The sequence below is a fragment of the Pseudomonas sp. P9_31 genome (assembly GCF_034008235.1).
GTDB lineage: Bacteria > Pseudomonadota > Gammaproteobacteria > Pseudomonadales > Pseudomonadaceae > Aquipseudomonas.
Genome location: NZ_CP125375.1, coordinates 5,926,085 through 5,950,186, shown reverse-complemented (window position 1 = coordinate 5,950,186; position 24,102 = coordinate 5,926,085). Strand labels below are relative to the sequence as shown.

At 59.3% G+C, this 24,102-nt stretch carries 25 protein-coding genes and 1 tRNA gene; 9 read left to right on the top strand and 17 right to left on the bottom strand.

The annotated features are described in order from the left end of the window. Window positions 1–271 precede the first annotated feature (271 nt). The 5 genes from QMK51_RS26805 to QMK51_RS26785 form a co-directional block, all read right to left on the bottom strand. Entirely contained in the window at window positions 272–1,501 is a 1,230-nt protein-coding gene (locus tag QMK51_RS26805) for a methyltransferase (protein WP_320392543.1), read from the bottom strand. Further along, window positions 1,482–2,171: an ABC transporter permease gene (locus tag QMK51_RS26800; protein WP_007897471.1), complete on the bottom strand. Its 690-nt coding sequence runs from the start codon at window positions 2,169–2,171 to the stop codon at window positions 1,482–1,484. The genes QMK51_RS26805 and QMK51_RS26800 overlap by 20 nt, the downstream gene beginning before the upstream one ends. Beyond that, window positions 2,168–2,863, bottom strand: coding sequence for an ABC transporter permease (locus QMK51_RS26795; protein ID WP_223488539.1), 696 nt, complete (start codon window positions 2,861–2,863; stop codon window positions 2,168–2,170). The genes QMK51_RS26800 and QMK51_RS26795 overlap by 4 nt, the downstream gene beginning before the upstream one ends. 78 nt (window positions 2,864–2,941) lie before the next feature. Further along, complete coding sequence (locus QMK51_RS26790; RefSeq protein WP_320392542.1) at window positions 2,942–3,688, bottom strand: ABC transporter substrate-binding protein; 747 nt, start codon at window positions 3,686–3,688, stop codon at window positions 2,942–2,944. A 13-nt stretch (window positions 3,689–3,701) separates the two neighbouring features. After that, window positions 3,702–4,475 carry an ABC transporter ATP-binding protein gene (locus QMK51_RS26785; protein WP_007897462.1) on the bottom strand — a complete coding sequence of 258 codons (774 nt, stop codon included), beginning with the start codon at window positions 4,473–4,475 and terminating at the stop codon, window positions 3,702–3,704. 552 nt (window positions 4,476–5,027) lie between these two features. On the opposite strand from QMK51_RS26785, the gene gabP reads away from it, so the two are divergent. Then, window positions 5,028–6,422 (top strand): GABA permease, encoded by a 1,395-nt coding sequence (gene gabP, locus QMK51_RS26780; protein ID WP_320392541.1) that lies wholly within the window; start codon window positions 5,028–5,030, stop codon window positions 6,420–6,422. A 72-nt stretch (window positions 6,423–6,494) separates the two neighbouring features. Here the strand turns inward: gabP and QMK51_RS26775 are convergent, their stop codons facing one another. From QMK51_RS26775 to QMK51_RS26760, 4 genes are all read right to left on the bottom strand, one after another. Then, window positions 6,495–6,947, bottom strand: coding sequence for a hypothetical protein (locus QMK51_RS26775; protein WP_320392540.1), 453 nt, complete (start codon window positions 6,945–6,947; stop codon window positions 6,495–6,497). Between the two features lie 6 nt (window positions 6,948–6,953). Further along, entirely contained in the window at window positions 6,954–7,370 is a 417-nt protein-coding gene (locus QMK51_RS26770) for a hypothetical protein (RefSeq protein ID WP_105348826.1), read from the bottom strand. Between the two features lie 33 nt (window positions 7,371–7,403). After that, window positions 7,404–8,384: an alpha/beta fold hydrolase gene (locus QMK51_RS26765; protein WP_320392539.1), complete on the bottom strand. Its 981-nt coding sequence runs from the start codon at window positions 8,382–8,384 to the stop codon at window positions 7,404–7,406. A 69-nt stretch (window positions 8,385–8,453) separates the two neighbouring features. Further along, window positions 8,454–9,512, bottom strand: coding sequence for a PDDEXK nuclease domain-containing protein (locus QMK51_RS26760; protein ID WP_320392538.1), 1,059 nt, complete (start codon window positions 9,510–9,512; stop codon window positions 8,454–8,456). A gap of 263 nt (window positions 9,513–9,775) precedes the next feature. Between QMK51_RS26760 and QMK51_RS26755 the strand changes: the two genes are divergently transcribed. Continuing rightward, window positions 9,776–10,225 carry a carboxypeptidase regulatory-like domain-containing protein gene (locus QMK51_RS26755; RefSeq protein ID WP_320392537.1) on the top strand — a complete coding sequence of 150 codons (450 nt, stop codon included), beginning with the start codon at window positions 9,776–9,778 and terminating at the stop codon, window positions 10,223–10,225. A gap of 84 nt (window positions 10,226–10,309) precedes the next feature. On the opposite strand, the gene QMK51_RS26750 is transcribed toward QMK51_RS26755, so the two are convergent. From QMK51_RS26750 to QMK51_RS26730, 5 genes are all read right to left on the bottom strand, one after another. After that, a tRNA-Phe gene (locus QMK51_RS26750) sits at window positions 10,310–10,385 on the bottom strand. 103 nt (window positions 10,386–10,488) lie between these two features. Next, complete coding sequence (locus tag QMK51_RS26745) at window positions 10,489–10,761, bottom strand: oxidative damage protection protein (RefSeq protein WP_007939458.1); 273 nt, start codon at window positions 10,759–10,761, stop codon at window positions 10,489–10,491. Next, the gene (gene mutY / locus QMK51_RS26740; RefSeq protein ID WP_320392536.1) at window positions 10,758–11,825 is read right to left on the bottom strand and encodes an A/G-specific adenine glycosylase; all 1,068 of its coding nucleotides are present in this window, start codon (window positions 11,823–11,825) and stop codon (window positions 10,758–10,760) included. The genes QMK51_RS26745 and mutY overlap by 4 nt, the downstream gene beginning before the upstream one ends. Beyond that, window positions 11,822–14,056, bottom strand: coding sequence for an AsmA family protein (locus QMK51_RS26735; protein WP_320392535.1), 2,235 nt, complete (start codon window positions 14,054–14,056; stop codon window positions 11,822–11,824). Before QMK51_RS26735 ends, mutY begins: the two co-directional genes overlap by 4 nt. Before the next feature lie 77 nt (window positions 14,057–14,133). Beyond that, the gene (locus QMK51_RS26730; RefSeq protein WP_258697997.1) at window positions 14,134–14,538 is read right to left on the bottom strand and encodes a PanM family protein; all 405 of its coding nucleotides are present in this window, start codon (window positions 14,536–14,538) and stop codon (window positions 14,134–14,136) included. 255 nt (window positions 14,539–14,793) lie between these two features. Between QMK51_RS26730 and QMK51_RS26725 the strand changes: the two genes are divergently transcribed. The 7 genes from QMK51_RS26725 to QMK51_RS26695 all read left to right on the top strand — a co-directional run bounded on the left by QMK51_RS26725 (window position 14,794) and on the right by QMK51_RS26695 (window position 20,610). Beyond that, window positions 14,794–16,455, top strand: coding sequence for an OFA family MFS transporter (locus tag QMK51_RS26725; protein WP_320392534.1), 1,662 nt, complete (start codon window positions 14,794–14,796; stop codon window positions 16,453–16,455). A gap of 273 nt (window positions 16,456–16,728) precedes the next feature. Next, complete coding sequence (gene hisB, locus QMK51_RS26720) at window positions 16,729–17,322, top strand: imidazoleglycerol-phosphate dehydratase HisB (RefSeq protein ID WP_007897437.1); 594 nt, start codon at window positions 16,729–16,731, stop codon at window positions 17,320–17,322. Continuing rightward, on the top strand, window positions 17,322–17,960 hold the full coding sequence (gene hisH / locus QMK51_RS26715) for an imidazole glycerol phosphate synthase subunit HisH (protein ID WP_258697995.1): 639 nt from the start codon (window positions 17,322–17,324) through the stop codon (window positions 17,958–17,960). Before hisB ends, hisH begins: the two co-directional genes overlap by 1 nt. Beyond that, the gene (locus tag QMK51_RS26710; protein ID WP_223488525.1) at window positions 17,961–18,221 is read left to right on the top strand and encodes a DUF2164 domain-containing protein; all 261 of its coding nucleotides are present in this window, start codon (window positions 17,961–17,963) and stop codon (window positions 18,219–18,221) included. It begins immediately after the preceding gene. Between the two features lie 42 nt (window positions 18,222–18,263). Further along, a complete protein-coding gene (gene hisA / locus QMK51_RS26705; RefSeq protein WP_223488524.1) occupies window positions 18,264–19,001 on the top strand; it encodes a 1-(5-phosphoribosyl)-5-[(5-phosphoribosylamino)methylideneamino]imidazole-4-carboxamide isomerase in 738 nt (245 codons plus the stop codon). 9 nt (window positions 19,002–19,010) lie between these two features. Further along, window positions 19,011–19,781, top strand: coding sequence for an imidazole glycerol phosphate synthase subunit HisF (gene hisF, locus QMK51_RS26700; RefSeq protein ID WP_018929212.1), 771 nt, complete (start codon window positions 19,011–19,013; stop codon window positions 19,779–19,781). Window positions 19,782–19,854: 73 nt separating this feature from the next. Further along, entirely contained in the window at window positions 19,855–20,610 is a 756-nt protein-coding gene (locus QMK51_RS26695) for an ABC transporter substrate-binding protein (RefSeq protein WP_320392533.1), read from the top strand. Window positions 20,611–20,613: 3 nt separating this feature from the next. On the opposite strand, the gene QMK51_RS26690 is transcribed toward QMK51_RS26695, so the two are convergent. From QMK51_RS26690 to QMK51_RS26680, 3 genes are all read right to left on the bottom strand, one after another. After that, a complete protein-coding gene (locus QMK51_RS26690) occupies window positions 20,614–21,852 on the bottom strand; it encodes a trypsin-like serine peptidase (RefSeq protein ID WP_320392532.1) in 1,239 nt (412 codons plus the stop codon). A gap of 104 nt (window positions 21,853–21,956) precedes the next feature. Then, window positions 21,957–22,754 carry a divergent polysaccharide deacetylase family protein gene (locus QMK51_RS26685; RefSeq protein ID WP_320392531.1) on the bottom strand — a complete coding sequence of 266 codons (798 nt, stop codon included), beginning with the start codon at window positions 22,752–22,754 and terminating at the stop codon, window positions 21,957–21,959. A 1-nt stretch (window position 22,755) separates the two neighbouring features. Continuing rightward, entirely contained in the window at window positions 22,756–24,075 is a 1,320-nt protein-coding gene (locus tag QMK51_RS26680; protein ID WP_320394569.1) for a S41 family peptidase, read from the bottom strand. Between the last annotated feature and the right edge of the window lie 27 nt (window positions 24,076–24,102).

Sequence of the window (24,102 nt, the reverse complement as noted above, 5' to 3'; positions counted from 1 at the left end):
AGGGGTATTGGAAGGCGCAATTTTCCGCTATGGGTGTCCGCTATCCGGCGGTTATGTCGTTTTGATGAAATGCTTATGCACAATGGACTAGGGGCGACTACCTGTTCATTACGATTTTGTAGACTCGTTCTCATTTGTCCGCAAATGCCTGTTTTGCGGGTTTTTTATTTGTGTGAACAAAAAATGACCAGCAGTGTTTAGGGCATAAAACAGCGTGGATATTGGATCCATGATAATTCCATCAACAGAGTTATCCACAGGTCGTGGCTGTTTAAGGACGTTCTGCAAGGAGTAGGAAATTGCGCGGCGTGAGTGGAGTTTCACAGAAGGTGCCGAGACGAACGGTGTAACCCTGCTGAATGAGGAAAAGTGCTCGATCAAGTACCAGCCACAGCTCCAGCGGCCGTCGGAAAAGGCCTCGCAGCAGCTCCAGATTGCGTACTTCGGCCAATCGCTGCCACCCGGCGGCTTCCAGCGAGGCCCAATCTGGCGTGCCGACTGTGGATAAGTCTTTGAGTGCGGCCAGATCGCGGCAGTAATCGGCGAAAGGTTTGTCCAGCCAGGCGCTGGGCAGGGAAGGGGTCGGCAGGTATTCGTCGACGCCGCGCAGTTGCCGTTGCAGCAGGTCGAACGCCAGGCGCCGGGCCATGGAGGTGTCGCGCTGGCGTCGGACACGAGCGCCGGCGGTGACGGTTTCGCTCATTGGCAGCGCAAGATCATCGAGGGAAAGGTGTAGGTCGGAGCGCTCAGCCGCACCGGAAAGCGGCTGATAGGTGTTCAGACTGATCCGGTTGTAGCAGCACGGTGCGATGGCCAGTTGTTTGCAACCGACGGCGCTGGCGAGCTGGATCAGCCGCACATGCAGATCACCGCAGGCGTGCAGCGCGACCGGCGTGTGATTGGCGTTCAATAAAGAGGCTGCGCCGGGCGCGAGTACATCCTGCTCGACATGCAGTGCATGCAACTGATGACGCTGGCTGAGTGCCTGGCCGCTGGTGACCAGCGCCGGGTCGTATTCCAGGCAGGTCAGTTGTTGCCCGGCTTGCAGCAGGCGTCGCCCCAAATGGCCTTTGCCCGAACACCAATCCAGCCAATGTGTCGGCGCGTGAGCAAACTGCAAACAAGCGGAAAACGCTTCAATTTGCTGCCATTTGCGCCCTGGTACATCGACATTCAACCGATGGCCCGCCGCTTCGAGTGCATGAGCCGGCAATTCAGCCACTGCGCTCAGCTCAAGAGACATCGCCGCCAATGAAGCAAACGGCTCCGGCGCATCGAGCAAACACGGTTGGTTATGACTGTTTTCCGCATCCTCCAGCGACCGCCCGCGTAGCCATTGAGCCAATTCCGGGTAGGACGCTTCCCAGGGCAATTGCAGATGAGTAAACGGTCGGGGTTTCCACAGCGCCTGATGCTCGGTCAGAAAAGCATCCAGCGCAGTGAAACGGGCGAGCAGGGCCTCGCCCGTCAGCACGCAGGAATCAACGCCCTTGGCAGGCATCGACGCGCAGCCAGCGCTCCAGCAGCTTGAAGCCGCGTACCAGCACGTAAGCCATCAACAGATAGAACATGCCCGCGGCGAAGAAAATCTCCACCGGCAGGTAGGTGCGGGCAATGATGGTGCGGGCCATGCCGGTCAGTTCCAGCAGGGTCACGGTGCTGGCCAGGGCGCTGGCCTTGAGCATCAGGATCACTTCGTTGCTGTACGCCGGCAGGCCGATGCGCGCAGCACGGGGCAGCATGATGTAGAACAGCGCTTTAGCCCTGGACATGCCCAGCGCTCGGGCCGCTTCGATCTCGCCCGGTGGAATCGCCTGGATCGCGCCGCGCAGGATCTCGGCGATGTAGGCCGCGGTGTGCAGGGTCATGGTCGCGGTGGCGCACCAGAACGGATCGCGCAGGTACGGCCACATCGAGCTGTTTCGCACCGCGTCGAACTGCGCCAGGCCGTAATAGACCAGGAACAGCTGAACCAGCAACGGCGTGCCACGGAAAAAGAAGATGTAGCCGTAGGGGAATGCTCGCACGTACCAGAGTCGCGACGAGCGAGCGATGCCCAGCGGAATTGCCAGCAGCAACCCGGCAATCACGGCGATGGCTACCAACTCCAGGGTCAGTGTCGCGCCCTGAGCCAGTTTCGGCAGCCACTTGATGATGACTTCCCAGTTCATTGGGTGCTCCTTGCGAAGCCGCGAGCGGCGCGTCGCTCCATAAAGTGCATGCCGGTCATGGCCAGAATGGTCAGGCCCAGGTACATGAAGGCGGCCACCATATAGAAGGTGAACGGTTGCTTGGACACGGTCACGCCGATTTGCGCGTGACGCATGATTTCTTCCAGGCCGATGACCGACACCAGCGCGGTGTCTTTCATCAGAATCATGAACAGGTTGCCCAAGCCGGGCAGGGCGATGCGCCACATCTGCGGCATGATCAACCGGGTGAAGATGCGAAATTTCGACAGACCCAAGGCCACGCCGGCTTCACGATGACCTTTGGGGATCGCCAGAATCGCACCGCGAAACACTTCTGTGGCGTAGGCGCCGAAGCACAGCCCCAGCGCAATCACGCCGGCGGCGAAGGCGTTGAGTTCGAGGTCGGGGTTGCCGAAGAACTCACCCAGGGCGCGCATCAGGTTGACTGTGCCGAAGTAGATCAACAGCACCCAGAGCAATTCCGGGATACCGCGAACCAGCGTTGAATAAGTGCCGCCAAGCCATTGCAGCGGCTTGTACGGGGAAGTCTTGGCCAAGGCGCCGAGCAGACCGAGCACCAGCCCCAGGCACAAGGCCGAGAGTGCCAGTTTCACAGTCATCAGCGCACCAGCGGCGAGCGCCGGGCCGAATCCGTAGAGATCGATAATCATGGATTTCTTTTCAAATCGCGGCAGGCAATGCCAAGGACTGGCGCCGTCAGCGAACGGCGCCGGTCAGGCAGGTCAGAATCAATAGATGCTGAACGGGAAGTACTTGTCGTTGATCTTTTTGTAGGTGCCGTCAGCGACGATTTCTTTTAGCGCAGCGTCCAGCTTCTCGCGGATAGGGTCGTTCTTGCGAACGGCGATACCGATCTTGTCGCTTTCTTCCACCGGGTCGCCCTTGAATTCGTAAGCCCGGCCGGCGTCGCTTTTCAGCCACTCATAGTTGACGTACTTGTCGGCCAGGATGCCGTCCAGACGGCCTGAAGTCAGGTCCAGGTAGGCGTTTTCCTGGGTGTCGTAGAGTTTGACTTCAACGCCTTCCATGTTGTCTTCCAGCCAGGTGCCGGCCAGGGTCGCGCGTTGGGCGCCGATCACCTTGCCTTGCAACGAAGCCTTGTCGGTTTTGAAGTCGACGTTTTTCGGCGCGATGAACTGCAGCTTGTTGGAGTAGTACGGTGCGGTGAAGTCCACCGCTTGCTTGCGCTCATCGGTGATCGACATCGAGGAGATCAGGAAGTCGAACTTCTTGGCGTTCAGCGCCGGGATGATGCCGTCCCAGTCGGACGTAACCACGCTGCACTCGACTTTCATCTTGGCGCACAGGGCATCGCCGATATCTTTGTCGAAGCCGACGACATTGCCACTGGCATCTTTGTTGTTGAACGGCGGGTAGGCCGCTTCGATGCCCATCTTCAAGGTCTCGGCGGCGGCACCGGCGCTGAAGGCCAGGGTGACGGCAGCGGCCAGGAAGATTTTTTTGTAGTTCTGCATGTGGGTAGCTCCGTTAGCGGTTGCTGGACATGAATTGTTTGCAGCGCGCCGAAAGCGGGTTTTCGAACACCTGCTGTGGCGATCCTTGTTCTTCTACCAAGCCCTGGTGGAGGAACACCACTTCGCTGGAAACCTGACGGGCGAAGCCCATTTCATGGGTCACGAGCAGCATGGTGCGGCCTTCTTCGGCCAATGCGCGGATGACATTAAGTACTTCCTGAACCATTTCCGGGTCAAGGGCGGAGGTGGGCTCGTCGAACAGGATCACCTTGGGCTGCATCGCCAGGGTGCGGGCGATGGCCGCGCGCTGCTGTTGGCCGCCGGAGAGTTGCGCGGGATAGGCGTGGCGCTTGTCAGCGATGCCGACCTTGGCCAGCAGGGCTTCGGCAACTTCAATGGCTTCGGCCTTGCTCTGGCCGAGCACGCGGCGCGGAGCTTCGATGATGTTGTCGAGCACGCTCATGTGCGGCCAGAGATTAAAGTTTTGAAATACAAAACCGATCTCGCTGCGCAGACGATTGATCTGCTTGCCGTCGGCAGCGACCAATTCGCCATTCTTGGCGGCTTTGAGCTTGAGTTCTTCGCCGGCCACCAGGATCTGACCTTGATGCGGGTTTTCCAACAGGTTGATGCAACGCAGGAACGTGGACTTGCCGGAACCGGAGGAACCCAGGATCGAGATCACGTCGCCGTCGCGGGCGGTCAACGAGATGCCTTTGAGCACCTCAAGCTGTCCGTAGCGTTTGTGCAAGTTGCGGATTTCAAGCGCGGGCGTGGCCTCGGCCATGTGCGTTCCTCATAGTGTGTTGCGCTCCTGCTGTTGGCGGCCTTCCTGGCGAGGCGGCCAAGCTAGCATAGCGTTCGGATGGCAGCCAACAGCGCTAAGGACAGTAAACGGATGGCCTGTGGCAGGTTGTCGCATCGGTACAGCAGACTGTCGCCCCATCAACAACCGAACAGCCGTTTGAACAAGCTTTGGCGCGACTGTCGCGTAAAAAAAGGCGCGATGTTGCCAGCTTTGGCGGGGTGTTGGAAGCGCTAACCGGCCAAACGTTCCAGATCTGCACTTTTATTGTGCGTGTCTGCATTTTTTGGTGTGTTTCCGGTGTGCTGATTCGTTCTTAAGGTGGGTGGCAGGGTAACGATCTGGCGAAATGCCATTAATCTCAATGACTTGCGAAGGCTGCTCGATCAGTGCGCAGGCCCCGTTTTCCGGGCGCATGAAACATTTTGGCGCAATTATTGCGTGCAGAATAAGAAACGCCCTGTTGGATTCTTTTTACGAGAAGGGATGTCAGACCGGGTCGACGTCATCGCTTTCCTTGCAAAGGTAGTCTTAATGAGTAGTAGCCAAAGCTCCTCCAATGGCCTCGAACAGGGGCTCAAACCGCGTCATGTGACCATGCTGTCGATCGCCGGGGTTATCGGCGCCGGGCTGTTCGTTGGCTCCGGCCATGCCATCGCTGCTGCAGGCCCGGCTGTGCTGTTGGCCTACGCGGCCGCCGGTGCTTTGGTGGTTCTGGTCATGCGAATGCTCGGCGAGATGGCTGTTGCATCGCCAGACACCGGCTCCTTCTCGACGTACGCCGATCGCGCGATCGGTCACTGGGCCGGTTTCACCATCGGCTGGCTTTACTGGTGGTTCTGGGTTTTGGTCATTCCGCTGGAGGCTAACGCCGCCGCGACCATTCTGCATGCCTGGTTCCCGAATGTGGCGATCTGGGCTTTCACCTTGGTCATCACGTTGCTGCTAACGGTGACCAACCTGTTCAGCGTGAAGAACTATGGAGAGTTCGAGTTCTGGTTCGCCCTGGTCAAAGTCGTCGCGATCATCGGCTTTATCGGTCTTGGCATTCTGGCGATCTTTGGCTTGCTGCCAACCAGCCAGGTCAGCGGCGTGTCGCACCTGTTTGACACTCAAGGCTTCCTGCCAAACGGCATGGGCGCGGTGTTGGGTGCCATCCTGACCACCATGTTTTCCTTCATGGGCACCGAGATCGTGACCATCGCGGCCGCGGAATCGAAGAACCCTGGCCAGCAGATTTCCAAGGCTACCAACTCGGTCATCTGGCGGATTGGCTTGTTCTACCTCGTGTCCATCTTCATCGTTGTGGCCTTGGTGCCATGGAATGACCCGATTCTTGCCAGCGTCGGTTCCTACCAGACTGTGCTGGAGCGCATGGGCATCCCGAATGCCAAGCTGATCGTCGATATCGTGGTTCTGGTTGCGGTAACCAGCTGCTTGAACTCGGCGCTCTACACCGCTTCGCGCATGATGTTCTCGCTGGGCAAGCGCGGCGATGCGCCGGCTGTTTCCCAGCGCACCAACAGCAGCGGCACACCTTACTGGGCCGTGATGCTGTCGACCGCAGCTGCGTTCCTTGCAGTGTTCGCCAACTACGTGGCCCCGGCCGCTGTATTCGAATTCCTGCTGGCCAGCTCCGGCGCCATCGCGTTGCTGGTGTACCTGGTGATCGCGATTTCGCAGCTGCGTATGCGCAAACAGCGTATGGCTCGCGGTGAAAAAATCGCCTTCAACATGTGGCTGTTCCCGGGCCTGACCTATGCGGTGATCGTATTCATCGTCGCGGCCCTGACCATCATGCTGTTCCAGGACGCCCATCGCGTGGAAATTCTCGCAACTGGCTTGCTGAGTGTGTTGGTGGTGGCTGCCGGGTTGTTTGTGGCTCGCCGTCGCAAGCTGCAGAAAGTGGGCGCGGTGGTGCTGAACTGATTCATACCGCGTGACGCAAAACGGCCGCTGTCAGTGATGACAAGCGGCCGTTTTTGTTTCTGAAGGGGGTGTTTACTCGCCCTTTTCTTCCTGCGCATCCAGCGACTGACGATAGCTGTCCAGCGCATCGCCAAAGTCGGTGATGAATTGCGGATCGGTCAGCCAGGCCTGGGCGGCGTCGCGGTCCATGCCATCGGCCCACATGCGGTAGTCGATCAGCATGTCGGCGGCCAGGTGCGTGGCGGCCATGGCTTCGTTGTCGGCGTTTTCCATGTCCAGCAGTTCTGGGTGGTCGCTGATGATCCCGGCAAGGTTCGACAGGAGGGTCAGCAGCATGTCGTTGCGGCTGGTGGCTTCGGCGTCCCGCATTTTGCTGAACATCGCCAGGGTGTATTCCGGGATCGGCTCGCCGGGTTCGCCCAGATCATCGTCCAGTGCGGCGGGTTTTCTGCCGTGGATATTGATTTGCTTGGCTTTGGCCTTTGCGCGTTTGGCGCGTTTCTGTTGCTTGTTCAGGGATGCCATGGGAGCTCAGTTGGTTTTCTGTTGGGTTTGGGCCGCGATGGCGTCGGACGCCGCCACGTAATCAGCCTGGAAGGCCGGCGATTCGATCCACGCCAGGGCGCCGGCTTCGTCGGTCTCGGTGGACCATTGGCGGTATTCGATCAGTGCTGCGAGGATGAAGTCCATTGCGCCTTCTTCGCCTTCCTGCTCGTACACCAGTTCCAGCAGCGGGTCTTCGAGGAAGGCTGCGCACATCGCTTGCTGGCTGGTTTTTTCGGCGTCGATCATTTTTTTGAACAGCTCGGTCAGGTCCACCGATTCGAAGTCGATGCGATCGTCGTTCGGGTCCAGCTCGACCGGTGCGGCGGCCCGCTGGGTGCGGTTCTGCTTGGCCTTGGCTTTGGCGCGGGAGGCGCGTTTGTTCTGCTTGTTGGCGGAGGCCATGGGCGTCGTTCCGTAATTCGTTGGGAGGGCGCATCAATCAACTGCGTGGGGCACTCGCCGCCCGGGGGTATCGGGGGCCAGCTCGCCGGTCTGCAGCCAGGACAATGCAATGGGCCATAGTGTGGCTTGGTATGAGCTGCGAAAAAAGGCGAAATGTCCGACTTCTTCTTCGCTGATGTCTTCGGGGGCGATTCGCAGGTGGGTGTTTGTACTGCCGGTGAAGTAGTCGAGCAGGCGTTCGATGGCCGCAATCGTGCCGTAGGGATCGTCGCTGAGGCTGATGGCCAGGATTTGTGCAGTGACATTCCCGAACGGCAGCTGGCCGCTTCTGGCGTGGATGACGCGACCGCTGGGGCGTTTCTCATATCGGGCGGCGGGCATGCTCCAGTCGCGGACGACACCTGCTGGCGTGTCTTCGAGCCAGCCCAGACGTTTGCCGGGGAAGTAGCCGTAAATCATGGTCATCAACGGCATCGCCACGTGCCACTTGGCAAACATCCGCCAACGATGGGCGGGGGCATAGTCTCGCCAGTAAGCGAACTGCGCGCCCACCGTCACCAGGCGTCGGATCACATGCCCAGAGGCTCCCAGCCCGGCCGCGCAACCGCCGAAGCTGTGGCCGACAACATTGATGGGTTGTTCCGCAAACTCGCGTTGCGCCCTTTGCAGCATCGCCTCGAAATCCAGCGCACCCCAGTCGGACCATGAGGCTTCAAGCCCTTTCAGCGATGCGGGGCGCGACTCGCCGATGCCGCGGTAGTCATAAGTGATCACGTCGAAGCCGTTGGCGAACAGGTAATCGGCGAAGCGCGAGTAATGCCGGCAGCGGACTGAGGTAGCGGCGTTGATGATCACCACCGCACGGGTTGGGTCTTGATGGACATGCCGCCAGGTGAAGCCGCCGAGGAGGAAGCCGTCGGCGGCGGGCTCCTTGAAAGATTCACCGGGTGTGCGGGTGGGTAACGGCAACTCAAGTTGAGTCGGGGCCAGTGAGGGCATGTCCTGCAAATTCATCGGTTTTGAACCTTTGCGACTAGCCAACCACCATAGTCTTCACGCCGTTCATGAACAATCCACCCGTGCTTATCGAGGCCTCTGCTTGAGTAACCGCTCCTCAAGCACCGCCCATTCCCGATCCAGCTCTGTGCGAAGCTCCTCCTCGCTCGGCAGCACCAGTCTGTAGGTACTGGCGAACAGTTGTTCGTTGCCTTGCAGCACTGAATAGCGCACCACCGATTCATCTTTTTGCGCGCAGAGAATGAGGCCGACGGTGGGGCCATCCTCCGGTCCGCGCTTGAGGTCGTCGTACATGCGCACGTACATGTCCATCTGGCCGACATCCTGGTGGGTCAGTACGCCGCGTTTGAGGTCGAAGATGACGAAGCATTTGAGCAGGTAGTTGTAGAACACCAGATCGATGTAGAAGTCTTTGCTCTCGGTACTGATGCGTTGCTGGCGAGCGATGAAGGCGAAGCCTTTGCCCAGTTCGAGCAGGAAGCCCTGAAGCTGATCAATCAGCGCTTGTTCGAGTTCGCTTTCCTGAACCAGGCCTGCATTGGGCAGGCCGAGAAACTCCAGTAGCACGGGGTCCCGGATGAAATCCCGAGGGTTGGCGTTCATTTGCTGGATGTTGGTGGCGGCTTCCTGCTTGACGGCAGCCCGGTCGCGACTCGCCAGCAAGCGTTCGTAGTAGAGGGTGTTGATCTGACGCTCAAGGGCGCGGCTTGACCAGTTCTGGATAGCTGATTCGTTCATGTACCAGTGACGAGCGTTTTCGTTGTCGACTCGCAGCAGTCTGCGGTAGTGGGTCCAGCTCAATTCGGAACGCACTGCGTTCCAAATTGGAAAGGTCTGATAAAAGTCCCGCATGTATCGCAGGTTGCGTTCATCAAAACCTTTTCCAAATTCGGAAGTAAGGACTTTGGCCAGCGTCGATAGCAGCTGCTTGCCATAAGCTGCCCGCCGAGCACCTTCCTGCTCGAACTCCACAATATGCCGCCCGATCTGCCAGCAGGTTTGCACCTGAACGGTATCGACCGCCCGCAGCACCTTCTGACGTGCCTCACGGGTCAATTCGCCAAGATTGCCGAGCAGTGAAGTTATTTGTGGATCTTGGGTGTTATCGGGTTTGAGAGGGTTCATGACATCTTCCGCGGCTGAAGGAAACAGGTGCAAGAGGATGGCAAGAGAGCATTAGTCGGCGATGCCGGGCGCTGCTGGTAAACCGGAAGGAAATATCGGATTCATCTTGCAGGACCGGGCCGACCGCTGCCCATGCTTGAGGAGTACATCGTGTAGTCCGATTCGCAGTGAACCCAAGTTCGAATCGATCTAAAACTTGAGCATTGAGCAACAAATCTAAAAGGAGTAACGATTGGGTTCTGTGCAACCCGGGAGTCGCCACCATGAAGTACGTCCATTCATTCATGCTGCCCATCGCCGCTGTCGGCGTACTGATGTTTCCAGCCGTGCTTAACGCCGCCAGTCTTGAACCGATCGACAGCTCAGCCGTGCAAGTCCAGCAGCAACAGCAAAACGGGATTACCTACGTGTCCGGTGGGATCGGAGAGGACGAGGCTAAAGCCATTCAGCAAACCAAGGGCTACAACCTGCACATGACCTTCTCCACCGGGCCTCAGGATGAATACATCCCGGATGTGGAAGTGGTCATCCAGAAAGCCGCAGGGCAAACAGTGCTGACACTGAGTGGGGCTGGGCCGTTGGTATACGTTCAGCTGCCTGCCGGCAAGTACACTGTCGTCGCCACGCACAAGGGTGAGGTGCGGCGTGATACAGCGGATGTAGGCAGTGGTGCTGCTCGCAACCTGGTTTTCCACTGGGGCGGCGAAAACTAGTCAGGAGAGGTGGCTCGCGCGATGTCTGATCAAATCGCAGGCATAAAAAAACCCTGAATCTTGCGATTCAGGGTTTTCGGTATTTGGTGCCCAGAGACGGAATCGAACCGCCGACACGGGGATTTTCAATCCCCTGCTCTACCGACTGAGCTATCTGGGCAACGGGGCGCATTAAACGGGTTTTTCAGGGGGTCGTCAAGCAAGTTTTCAAAAAATATTTAATTATTACCGTCGCTTACGTGCCGACCCCGGATTTTGATCAATTATTGAGCAGGTGGAACGTAACCTTCGGCCTTGGCGTATTCCTCGCCGGAAAAGAACTTGTCCATCTCGCCCTGAAGATATTTGCGGTCTTCGGCGTTCATCATGTTCAGGCGTTTTTCGTTGATCAGCAGGGTCTGGTGTTTTTGCCAGTCGGCCCAGGCCTTGGCCGAAACGTGGTCAAAAATGTCCTGACCTTTTGCTCCCGGAAATGGAGCGCGCTCCAGGGCGGGCAATTCTTCTTTGTACTTGCGGCACATGATGGTGCGGGTCATGACGACTCTCCTGCGTTCAATACGGCGGCCGCGCGTTCGAGCAAGGTTTTGACCGGGGCGGCAAGGCCCAGGCGCGGCGGGGTGGCGAGGTTATACCAGAGCCAGTCGGCCTCGGCCACGTGATGGCCGGCCTCCTGGACCTGGACCAGCCAGGGTTCGATGGATAACTGAAAGTGGCTGAAGGTATGCACCAGGCTCGGCAACGCCTGTTGGCTGCCCAGTTCCAGCGAGTGCTGCGAAGCCAGGTGTTGCAGGTCGTCGAGGTCATCGAGTTCCGGCAGGCTCCAGAGACCGCCCCACAGGCCCGTGGAAGGGCGACGGTAAAGCAGAATCGCGCCTTCGCCATTGGCGAGCATCGGCATCAGCGTGCGCTTCTGTGGCACGGCTTTGCGAGGCTTGGGGACCGGGTAGCGGGTTTCCAGGCCGAGCATGTGCGCTTCGCAGCCCTTTTCCAGTGGGCAGAGCAGGCAGCTCGGTTTGCTGCGGGTGCAGAGCGTGGCGCCCAGGTCCATCATCGCCTGGGTGTAGGCGTTGACCCGATCGTACGGTGTAAAGCGCTCAGCGTTGGCCCACAGCTGTTTGGCAACCTTGGGCTCGCCTGGATAACCCTCTTGTGCGGTAAAGCGCGCCAGCACCCGTTTGACGTTGCCGTCGAGGATCGGTGCGCGGATGCCCATGCTCAGGCTGGCAATCGCGCCGGCCGTGGACAGGCCAATACCCGGCAGATCGGTGAGCTTTTCCACATCACGGGGAAACTCGCCGCCATATTCAGCGACGACAATCTTCGCGGTCTTCTGCAAATTGCGCGCGCGGGTGTAGTAACCGAGGCCGGTCCACAAGTGCAGCACTTCGTCTTCCGGCGCGGCGGCCAAGGCTTCGACGGTTGGCAGCGAGGCCATGAAGCGGTCGAAGTAGTTCAGCACAGTGCTGACCTGGGTCTGCTGCAACATGATTTCCGAGACCCACACCCGGTAGGGAGTGATGCCCTGTTGCCACGGTAAGTCATGGCGACCGTGGCGGTCGTACCAATCCAGCACCGCCGTTGAAAACTGCTCGGTTCTCATCGCTTGAACAGCCCCTTGAGCGCGTTTTTCAGTTCCGGGCTGACTTTATCGCCAAGCTTCTCGTCGATTTTTTCGCTGATCCGCTCGCCGGCCAGTTTGCTGGCGACTTGTCCCATGCGTTCGTTGTCGAGGCGGCAAGCCTTGGCGCCCAGTTCCAGCGGGCCACGGCAGCGCAGCGGCCACTCGATGCCGACGTAGCGCTCGCCGACCTGGCAGGCCGGGTCCGGCATATCGCTCTTGTCGCCTTCGACGATGATGCCGACGCGGTAATCCATGCCCAGCACCCGCAGGTCGATGTCGCCGTTGCCGTTGACGGTCATGCCCGGGATGCGCACTTTCAGGTCCGGGTTGCTGGCCACGCCGTTGCGGAACGTCAGGTTGCCCTTGAGCTCCTCGAACGGTGTGTCCTTGCCCCGCGGTTCGCCGCTGAGGGTTTTGCGATTCAGGGTGGCGATACCCTTGCACAGTTGCTGTTCGAGGTTGGCATTGAGCAACACGCCGTTACTGATGACGAAACTGGCGTTGCCGTTGAGGCTGTCGACCAGCGCGCTCTGGCTATTGCCGCTGCCTGTCAGGGCGCTGTCGAGCGTAACCAGGCCTTTGACCGGTGGATTTTTCCCCTGACTTTCGAGGATTTTTTCCAAGGGGACTTTGCTGATGCGTGTCTGCATGTTCAGTGCCGGCACTGGCTGGCGCACGTCCAGGGTGCCCTTGGCTTCGAAGTTGCCGTCGTACAGATCGCCGCGCAGGTTCTTCAGGGTCAGCAGGCCGTCCTGGCCAGTAGCCTTCAGCACTGCGTTCTGGATCGGCAATTTGTCGAGGGTCAGTTGGCCGAAGGTCAGGTCGACGTCCACGTCGAGTTTGCTCAGGCGCTCAACCGGCAACAGGCGTTCGGTGCTCCACGGGCCTTTGGTCGGTGATGGCGGCAGCGGTGTGCTGCCGGCGCCGGCCAGGGCATCGGCCTCGGTGCTGGCCACTTCGGCCTTGCGCACCTGCGTCGCGCTGTTGGCTTCGGCGGATTTTGGCGGCAGGTAACGGTCGACATTGAAGGTGTCAGCCTTGAGGTTTGCCCGCAGCGATTGCTTGGAAAAGTCTTCAACCGCGATACGGCCGCTGAAGTTGCTGTCGTCGAGTTTCAGGTTGATGTTATCGAGCGACAAACTGGTCGGCGTGGCAGCGACATGGCTGGACAGCTCGACTTTGCTCAGGCTGCCCTCGGCCATCGCCGGGAGTTTCTGGCCGATGCTGTCGACGAATTTCGCCAGATCGAATTGGGCAATCGACAGGCCACCGCTGATTTGCGGAGTCTTGTCGAGGTCGTTGGCCTTCAGTTCACCCAAGGCGCGCAGCTGGTTGGCGGAGATCTTGATGCCGGTCCATTCGGCGACGTTGGCGGCCTTGTCCAGCAGCAGCTGACCTTGAGCGGCGAAGGTCATGGTTTTGCCCTGCAGCGGATCGCCGGAGACTTCACCGGAGAGTTTCATGTCTTCGAATTTGTAGCGCTGCAGCGCGCGCTCGAAACGCAACTCGCCGGCCAGCTCGGTCCGCACCCGCAGAACCGGTTGGTTGGTGCCCAGGAACGCGGTGAGTTTGATCGGGATGTTGGTCGAGTCATGTACCGGGCCAGTACTCAGCTGGATACTTTCGGCGCTGAACTGCTTGCCGGTTTTCTCGTCACTGTATTCAACGCGGGCGTTGTTGACGGTCAGGCTGTCGATGTCCAGGCGGATCGGCTGAGCCGGCTTTTCTGCCTGTGCGGTAGTCGTTGGCGCAGGTTCGCCGGTAGTGGCGGCTGGCGTGGCTGAGGTCGTCGCAGTGGCAGGTGCCGGAACCTTGCCGATGTCTTCCCAGTTACCGTGGCCGTCCTTGTCACGGTTCAGGCGCAGGTTAAGGCCTTCGACGCGTACATCGCTCATCTGCACTTCACGGCGCAGCAGCGGAATCACGCGAACCGACAGGCCGAGCATCTGCAAGTCTGCGAACGGTTCGGTGGGCTTGGCGAGGGTCGCCACACTGGCTTCGTGCAATTCCAGGCCCAGCCACGGAAACAGGCTCCAGCCGATATCGCCATTGAGCGTCAGCTCGATGTGGGCCTTGTCGCGGGCAATCTGGCGAATCTCGTCTTTATAGTCGTTGGGATCGAAGAGGTGGGTCAGGGCAAAGCCCAGCGCCACAATGATCAGCAACAGCCCGAGAAGTACCAGACCCAGGATTTTGCCGAACGCTTTCATGGGCGAGTCCTTGTATTAGTCGAATTCGAAATTTAGCCGGGGAGTATAGCGCTCCGAAGTGGCTGACCGGTCAGCGATCACGTTGGGAGCACATCCAGCGGCACGTTCAGCTTAGCCGCCAGCGCTTGGGCTTCCAGGTGCCCGGCGGGAGCCAGCAGATGCAACGTCGCGCCCGATTGCGACGCCATTTTTTGCGCTTCGTTCACCAGGCGCTCGGCAACACCACGACGACGGGTGATTTTTCGTACGCATAATTGGGACAAATGCCAGACGTCGTGGTGCCGTTGCAAACGTGCCGCGCCCAGCAACCGATCGTTGAAGCGTCCGGCGATCAGCGAACCGTCCCGCAGGCAGCTTTCGATCAGCTCGGTATCCCCTGTGAAGGGCGCGAACAGCCAGTCCGGGGCGTCGCGGTAGATCTTCTGAAGATCTTGCTGATCCTGATAAGTGGCCTGGTTCAGCAGCTCGACAATGATCGGCATGGTGTCTCCCTTGAAAGTAATCGCGTGAAAACAAATTGTTGCGGTTGTACGAGAACAGACGACTTACAAAAAGGTGATATCACTTTGGTTTTTCTGTCACGTGCAAATGGTAACCTCTGCCCGTTCGTCCGTCCTTACTGCGACGTGATGTCGCACCAAAATGGAGCTTCACCTAAAAAACAGTCATGCCTGCATGCATAAAGGCTGGGGGCGAAGAGCGGCTGGCGAACCATACTAAAAATTGGGGGATACACCATGACTACGAGCATCACGGCGGACGGCTTTGCCGGCCAGCCCGCGTTCCTGTCCAAGGAGCGCATCATCGCCAAGCCCGGTTTTAACCGTTGGCTGGTTCCACCGGCCGCTCTGGCCATCCACCTGTGCATCGGCATGGCCTACGGATTTTCGGTGTTCTGGTTGCCGCTGTCCAAAGCCCTGGGTGTCACCAAAGCCGTGACTTGCGCGCCGGACATGAGCTTTATCGCTCAGGTATTTTCGTCTCAATGCGACTGGCCGATCTCGATGCTCGGCTGGATCTACACTCTGTTCTTCATCTTCCTCGGCTGCTCGGCAGCGATCTGGGGCGGCTGGCTGGAGCACGCAGGTCCTCGCAAGGCCGGTGTTGTATCGGCTCTGTGCTGGTGTGGCGGTCTGTTGATTTCAGCGCTGGGGGTTTATACCCACCAGATCTGGCTGATGTGGATCGGCTCCGGGGTCATTGGCGGTATCGGCCTGGGCCTGGGTTACATCTCGCCGGTCTCGACCCTGATCAAGTGGTTCCCGGACAAGCGCGGCATGGCAACCGGCATGGCAATCATGGGTTTCGGTGGTGGCGCGATGGTCGGTGCTCCGCTGGCTGCTGCACTGATGGGCCACTTCGCTTCGCCAACCAGCGTGGGCGTATGGCAGAGCTTCCTGGTGATGGCCGCGATCTACTTCGTGTTCATGATCGGTGGCGCGCTGTCCTACCGCGTCCCGCCAACCGGCTGGAAGCCTGAAGGCTGGACGGCGCCGGCGAAAAAAGCCTCGAACGCGATGATCACTCACCGTCACGTCCATGTGAATGTGGCGTGGAAGACCCCGCAATTCCGTCTGGTGTGGCTGGTGCTGTGCCTGAATGTTTCGGCAGGTATCGGCATCCTCGGCATGGCTTCGCCGCTGTTGCAGGAAGTGTTCGCCGGTAAACTGCTCGGCAACGACCTGAAGTTCGGTCAATTGGACGCTTCGCAACTGGCTTCGATCGCTGCAATCGCTGCCGGCTTCACCGGTTTGCTGAGCCTGTTCAACATCGGTGGCCGGTTCTTCTGGGCTTCGTTCTCGGACTACCTGGGCCGCAAAAATACCTACTTTGTGTTCTTCGCCCTGGGTTTCGCCTTGTACGCGCTGATTCCGAACCTCGGTCACTTGGGCAGCGTTGCGCTGTTCGTGGCGGCGTTCTGCATCATCCTGTCGATGTACGGCGGTGGTTTTGCGACGGTGCCGGCTTATCTGGCGGACCTGTTCGGTACGCAAATGGTCGGCGCGATCCACGGTCGTCTGCTGACGGCCTGGGCGGCGGCGGGTGTATTGGGTCCGGTGTTGGTGACCTACCTGCGAGAATATCAGCTGAGCATCGGTGTTGAACGCGCAGCGGCTTACGACATCACCTTGTACATCCTCGCGGGCCTGCTGGTGCTGGGTTTCATCTGCAACCTGCTGGTGCGTCCGGTGGCCGACAAGTACTTCATGACCGACGCTGAACTGGCTGCCGAACAGGCGCTGGGCCACGACAAAGGTGCTGACGCCAGCACCGTGCTGGAGTGGAAAGCGGATGCAGGCACCAAGCCTTTGGCAGTGGCGGCATGGCTGGTGGTGGGTATTCCGTTGGCGTGGGGTGTTTGGGTGACCCTGCAGAAAACAGCGGTGTTGTTTCATTAAGTAAACGCATCATCCCTGTGGGAGCGAGCCTGCTCGCGATAGCGGTCTGACAGTCGACATAGATGTTGAATGTGATGGCCCTATCGCGAGCAGGCTCGCTCCCACATTTGTTTTCCGCGACCGCAGAATTTGATTCGCACGCTTGTACTGACATGTATATCCCCAACAGCAGGGGTTCACTCCGTCAGTGATATCACCTCTCGTGTTTCTGTTTAGCGCCCGCGCCCCTATAATGGCTGCCTTTTTCGCCCCAATGATTTTGCGGAGCTGGTGATGGCCGAACGTATGGCGTCTGTCGAGCGCGACACTCTGGAAACCCAGATCAAAGCCTCGATCAACCTGGATGGCACCGGAAAGGCCCGATTTGATATCGGCGTACCTTTTCTTGAGCACATGCTGGACCAGATCGCCCGTCACGGGCTGATCGACCTGGATATTGTCAGCAAGGGCGACCTGCATATCGACGACCACCACACGGTGGAAGACGTCGGTATCACCCTGGGTCAAGCCTTCGCCAAAGCAATCGGCGACAAGAAAGGCATCCGTCGCTACGGCCACGCCTACGTGCCGCTCGATGAAGCGCTGTCGCGTGTGGTGATTGACTTCTCCGGCCGTCCTGGCCTGCAGATGCACGTCCCCTACACCCGTGCCACCGTTGGCGGCTTCGACGTTGACCTGTTCCAGGAATTCTTCCAGGGCTTCGTCAACCACGCGCTCGTCAGCCTGCACATCGACAACCTGCGCGGCACCAACACTCACCACCAGATCGAAACCGTGTTCAAGGCTTTCGGCCGCGCACTGCGCATGGCGGTAGAGCTGGATGACCGCATGGCCGGTCAGATGCCGTCGACCAAAGGCGTTCTGTAATGCAGACGGTCGCGGTTATCGATTACGGCATGGGCAACCTGCACTCGGTGGCCAAGGCCCTCGAGCACGTCGGTGCCGGCAAGGTGCTGATCACAAGCGATGCCGATGTGATTCGCGAAGCCGACCGGGTGGTATTCCCCGGCGTCGGCGCGATTCGCGATTGCATGGCGGAGATCCGTCGCCTGGGCTTCGACTCGCTGGTGCGTGAAGTCAGCCAGGACCGTCCGTTCCTCGGCATTTGCGTGGGCATGCAAGCCTTGCTCGACAGCAGCGAAGAAAACGACGGCGTCGATTGCATCGGCCTGTTTCCAGGCCAGGTGAAGTTCTTTGGCAAGGATCTGCACGAAGACGGCGAGCACCTGAAAGTGCCGCACATGGGCTGGAACGAAGTGAAGCAGACGGTGGCTCACCCGCTGTGGCACAACATTCCGGACCTGGCGCGTTTCTACTTCGTGCACAGCTACTACATCGCTGCCGGCAATGCGCGGCAGGTGGTGGGTAGTGGTCACTACGGGGTCGATTTCGCCGCCGCGCTGGCCGACGGTTCGCGTTTCGCCGTGCAGTTCCACCCGGAGAAGAGCCACACCCATGGCCTGCAATTGCTGCAGAACTTCGCCGCGTGGGATGGTCGCTGGTAAATGGCCGTCAAGAAGGGCAAGCCGCCGATCCTGACCCTCACTCCCGAACAGGAGAGCGAGGCCAATCACAAGATCAAACGCTTCATGGAAGACCGCTTCGAACTGGACCTGGGTTCGTTCGAAGCGGCTGAAATCCTTGAGCTGTTTACCCGCGAAATTGCTCCGCATTATTACAACAGGGCGATTTTCGATGTGCAGACGCACCTCAAAGAGAGGTTCGAAAGCATCGAAAGCGACTTGTGGGCGCTCGAGAAAAACTGATTTCCGAGCGAAGCTGAACACTCGAATTTGAAGGTTTGCCAGATGCTGATTATTCCCGCTATCGATCTCAAAGACGGTGCCTGTGTTCGTCTGCGCCAGGGCCGCATGGAAGATTCCACGGTGTTCTCCGATGACCCGGTGAGCATGGCTGCCAAGTGGGTGGAGGGCGGTTGCCGCCGTCTGCATCTGGTCGACCTGAACGGTGCCTTCGAAGGCCAGCCGGTCAACGGCGAAGTGGTCACCGCCATCGCCAAACGCTACCCGAACCTGCCGATTCAGATCGGCGGCGGTATCCGCTCGCTGGAAACCATTGAACACTACGTAAAAGCGGGCGTGAGCTACGTGATCATCGGCACCAAAGCCGTGAAAGATCCGGCCTTCGTGGCTGAAGCCTGCCGTGCGTTTCCGGGCAAGGTTATTGTCGGTCTGGACGCCAAAGACGGTTTTGTCGCCACCGACGGCTGGGCTGAAATCAGCACCGTTCAGGTGATCGACCTGGCCAGGCAATTCGAAGCTGACGGCGTGTCCGCGATCGTTTATACCGACATCGCCAAAGACGGCATGATGCAGGGCTGCAACGTTTCGTACACCGCCGCCCTGGCCGCTGCGACGAAGATCCCGGTGATCGCTTCCGGCGGTATCCACAATCTGGGTGACATCAAGTCGCTGCTCGACGCCAAGGCGCCAGGCATCATCGGCGCGATCACCGGGCGGGCGATTTACGAAGGCACCCTCGATGTTGCGCAAGCGCAAGCTTTCTGCGATTCGTACAAAGGCTGAGGACTGACCATGGCGCTGGCCAAACGCATCATCCCTTGCCTGGACGTGGATAACGGCCGGGTGGTCAAGGGCGTCAAGTTCGAGAACATTCGCGACGCCGGCGACCCGGTGGAAATCGCCCGTCGTTACGACGAGCAGGGTGCCGACGAAATTACCTTTCTCGACATCACCGCCAGCGTCGACGGCCGCGACACCACGCTGCATACCGTCGAACGCATGGCCAGCCAGGTATTCATTCCGCTGACCGTGGGCGGTGGCGTGCGTACCGTGCAGGATATTCGCAACTTGCTCAATGCCGGTGCGGACAAGGTCTCGATCAACACCGCTGCGGTGTTCAATCCGGAATTCGTCGGCGAAGCGGCTCAGCATTTTGGCTCGCAGTGCATCGTCGTCGCCATCGACGCGAAGAAGGTCTCTGGTCCGGGCGAACCACCGCGCTGGGAAATCTTCACCCATGGCGGTCGCAAGCCTACCGGTCTCGACGCTGTTGAATGGGCAAAGAAGATGGAAGGCCTCGGTGCCGGTGAAATCCTGCTGACCAGCATGGACCAGGACGGCATGAAAAACGGCTTCGACCTGGGCGTCACCCGCGCCATCAGTGATGCGCTGGGGATTCCGGTGATTGCTTCCGGCGGTGTCGGCAACTTGCAGCACTTGGCCGACGGCATTCTCGAAGGCCACGCCAGCGCGGTGCTGGCGGCGAGTATTTTCCACTTCGGCGAATACACCGTGCAGGAAGCCAAGGCTTACATGGCTCATCGCGGCATCGTGATGCGTTAAACAGTACGGGCCAGTGGACAGTATGGCGTGCTCAAGGCACTCTTGAGCACGCCACGGATTCCGGTAGCCCGACATGCTTAAACGTCTTCTTCTTGTCCTCGCCAGCGCTTCTCTGTTGCTCATCAATGGAGCCCGCGCCGAAGAAAGTCCCGCCACCGACCTGGTGTTGCTGACGGAAAATTTTCCGCCGTACAACATGGCGAAAAACGGCAAGAACTTCGCTCAGGACGAGAACATCAACGGCATTGCCGCGGACATCGTCCGCGAGATGTTCAAGCGCGCCGACATCACTTACAGCCTGACGCTGCGCTTCCCTTGGGAGCGAATCTACAAACTCGCCCTGGAAAACCCCGGTTATGGCGTGTTCGTGATGGCGCGGTTGCCGGACCGCGAGAAACTCTTCAAGTGGGTCGGTCCGATCGGTCCAGACGACTGGATCATGCTGGCCAGGGCCGATAGCAAGATCACCCTCGAGTCGCTGTCGCAGGCGCGCAAATACAAGATTGGTGCCTACAAGGGCGACGCAATTGCCGAGACACTGGCCAAGCAAGGGCTGAAACCGATTGTAGTGCTGCGAGATCAGGACAACGCCAAAAAACTGGTTAACGGCCAGATCGACCTGTGGGCCACCGGTGACCCGGCAGGTCGCTATCTGGCGCGTCAGGAAGGCGTGAACGGGCTCAAGACCGTGTTGCGCTTTAATAGCGCCGAGTTGTACCTGGCGTTGAATAAAGACGTTTCGGATGAAACCGTCGCCAAGTTGCAAGCCGCGCTGGATCAACTGCGCAAGGAAGGCGTCGTTGACGACATCATGGGGCGCTATTTGTAGCAATTACCTCAATGTTGTCTGACGCGTAGCGTCCGGTGTCGCGCTCAAGTACACGGCACTTGTAAATACGTTATTCAATTCCGCCCTTGTCAGGTGCTGTTCCCCTGAGGCGACACCGATAATACAGAGCGCATGTGCGCCGCTTTGTGGCCCGACTTCAGTATTGATGTAAGCACCTTCAGTGCTGATGGCGGTACTGTAATTGTTTGGAGCCTTGCAGTCCCTGGCGTTATGGACCGTTTTGTAGCGATAGAAGGGCGCCTCGAGGGAGAACCTGAAGTCCCACGTAGGCAATACGATTTGTCCATCCGCGTTTTGCGTTCTATGAACGTATGACTTGAGCTTCCAGGGCTCTGTGACAGTCAGCTCGACTGGCTCCAACGAACAGTCCGATCCATTGCTGGTGAATACACCGTCTATAAAGCACTTGTGCAGAAAGTTGGCTGAGTAGCTGTAGTTGAAACGGGCGGCCTTGCAAGACGTCGAGTGCTCACAGTCGGGCGGCGCTGGTGTATTGCGCGAGACCGCGATTTTACTGACGATGCCGGTGATTTCATTGGTGCGGCGGTTCAGCATCGGGCTACCGGAGCCGCCAGCGTGAAGGTCGCAGCTGTTTTTCATGGCCAAAGGGAACACCCCGGGATGATCGATGAACGTTCCGGCGGTTTGTTCAGCGCAGGCGCTCAATCGAAGCCCTTGTTCGGTAAAGCCGTTCGGCGCGCTAATGTTAAGCGCATCATGACTTTCGTTGGTTTGATGGGACGCCAGCTTGAGCGGGTTGACCCCGGCCTGTATCAGCGACGCCAATGTTGCGTCGACCTCCAGTACTGCAAGATCGGTTCCGACCAGGCTGCTCCATCGGGCAGTGCGGATGGCGTATCGGCGCTTACGCTGTGGCATGTCATGAAAGTAGTGGAAGGTGACGCTGGCGTTCAAAGGCAGATTGGTCCGCGCCGAACCGTACTGAAAGAACACGCAATGCCCGCTGGTGAGCAGGTAAGCAGGGCCAGTGGCTCGGCCTTGCCTGTTTCGCGTATTCAGTAGAACGGCGCTGCAGGTCTCGCCCGATTGGAGACTGAGTCGTCCCACACCGCTCCAGATTTCATAAAGATGCTCACTGTTTTGCAGGGCTCTTGAAGGGGAGTCGTTGACGGCGCCTTCGCCCAGGTCGCGGGCCTGCACTGTGGAAATAGCCAGCAGGCCAATCAGGCCTGCGAAGCAAAAGAAGCTGAGGTATTTCATATCCATTCCTTGGTGATGAAATTCAGGGTGAGCGCTATCGTGGCACGGGTCGGTGTACCGGCAGGTATAAATAGTTATCGCGAAAGGGAATTGGCTACGAGGAATTACCGGGCGGGCGGGAGGCGGTACTGGCCATCCTTGCCGTGCGCTGCCGTTGCACGATTGCCGCGCACGCTGATCATTTGTCTGATATCGATCCAGTCAATGCCTTGAGCCTTGAGCCTGGGCAATTCACGCTCAAGCACCGCCAGGGTTTGTGGATAAGGGTGGCCGATCATCACCGCCGAGCCCTGCTTGCGCGCCAGGCTGATAGCCGTTTGTAGCTGAGCGAAGATCGCGGTTTCAGTGGGCTCGTCATCCAGGAACACATCCCGCGAAACGCTCGCCAGACCAATTTTCTGCGCCTCGGCAGCTGCCACGGTTTGCGCGCTGGTACGACTGTCGACAAAGAACTTGTGCCGCCGCTGCAAGTCCGCCATCAGCCAGGCCATGGCCGGTTGCTGAACGGTCATGCGGCTGCCCATGTGGTTGTTGATGCCCGCGGTATACGGCACAGCCTGGAACGCCGCGTTCAGGCGCTTTTCGAGTTCTTCGATGGGCAACTCGGGATGCCAGGCGAACGGCCCGGTGGCCGGGTCCATGGGCATGTGCAGGATGACGGTCTTGCCGGCACGATGGGCTTCGCGGGCGAATTCGGTGGCGTGGGGCGTATCCGGCATGATGGCCGTGGTGACCGGGCCGGGCAGGGCCAGTACGCGTCGATCCCGGGGCAGGTTCTGCCCCAAGTCATCGATGATCAGGCTCAGGTAAGCCTTGTGAGGTGTGGTCGCTGTCGTGACGGGTGCCGCGTGAGCAACACCCGCCAGGCTGCACAACAGACCGAGGAGCAACCGCAGGCGCATCTCAGTGGCCGCGGGTAATGCTCAGTCCTTTGAGCAGGCTCAGGGCCTGGGCCAACTGGTAATCGTCATCCTGCGGCATGGCTTTGGCTTTGCCAGCAGAACCAGTCGGTTTGTCGGCGCCGCCGTTGCCATTGCCCAGGTGACCTTGCAGGTCGGCTTCCTTGAAGTACTCGCCGTCCTGCTCGTTGGTGATCTTGGCCTTGCGCACTTCGATGTCCGGGACGATGCCTTGAGCCTGAATCGAGCGGCCATTCGGCGTGTAGTACAGCGCCGTGGTGATTTTCAGTGCGCGCTCGTTGTTCAGTGGCAACACGGTCTGGACCGAGCCTTTGCCGAAACTGGTGGTGCCCATGACGACCGCGCGTTTCTGATCCTGCAGGGCGCCGGCGACAATTTCCGAGGCCGAGGCGCTGCCACCGTTGATCAGCACGACCATTGGCACGGCTTCGCTTTCGTCCTTGCCGGTGGCGGAGAAGCGCAGTTCGGAGTTGGCGATGCGGCCCTTGGTGTAGACGATCAGGCCTCTGGTGATGAAGTGGTCGACCACTTCCACTGCCGATTGCAGCACGCCGCCTGGGTTGTTACGCAGGTCGAGAACGATGCCGCTGAGCTTCTTGCCGTTGTCCTTGCGCAACTTGGCCAGGGCCTTGGAGACTTCTTCGCCGGTCTTGACCTGGAACTGGGTGATGCGGATGTAGCCGTAGCCGGACTCCAGCAGTTGGCTCTTCACGCTCTTCACCTGAATGATGGCGCGGACCAGGGTCACGTCGAACGGCGCGCCGCCGTCGCGCACCAGGGTCAGGGTGATTTTCTGGCCGATCTTGCCGCGCATCTTGTCCACGGCTTCGGTCATGCTCTGGCCGCGAGTCGGCTGGCCGTTGATCTTGACGATGAAGTCGCCGGCCTGAATGCCAGCCTTGGAGGCCGGGGTGTCATCGATGGGCGAAACCACTTTGATGAAACCGTCTTCGGCGCCGACTTCGATGCCCAGGCCGCCGAATTCGCCGCTGGTGCTTTCCTGCAATTCAGCGAAGTCTTCCGGGCCCAGATACGCGGAGTGCGGGTCGAGGTTGCTGAGCATGCCTTTGATAGCGTTTTCCAGCAGGGTCTTGTCGTCCACCGGCTCTACATAGGCTGCCTTGATCCGGTCCATGACCTCGGCAAAGGTGCGCAACTCGTCCAGCGGCAATGGCGCCTTGGTGGTCGCGGCGGTGCCGGCAGGTGCGACCGCCGGGGTCGGTTGAGCAGCAAACGCCAGCGGCGCGCCGATCACCAGGGCAATCGTCAGGGCCAGCGAGGTAAGGCGGGACAAATACAGCATGTCGAACGAACTCCTGAAGTAGATGGC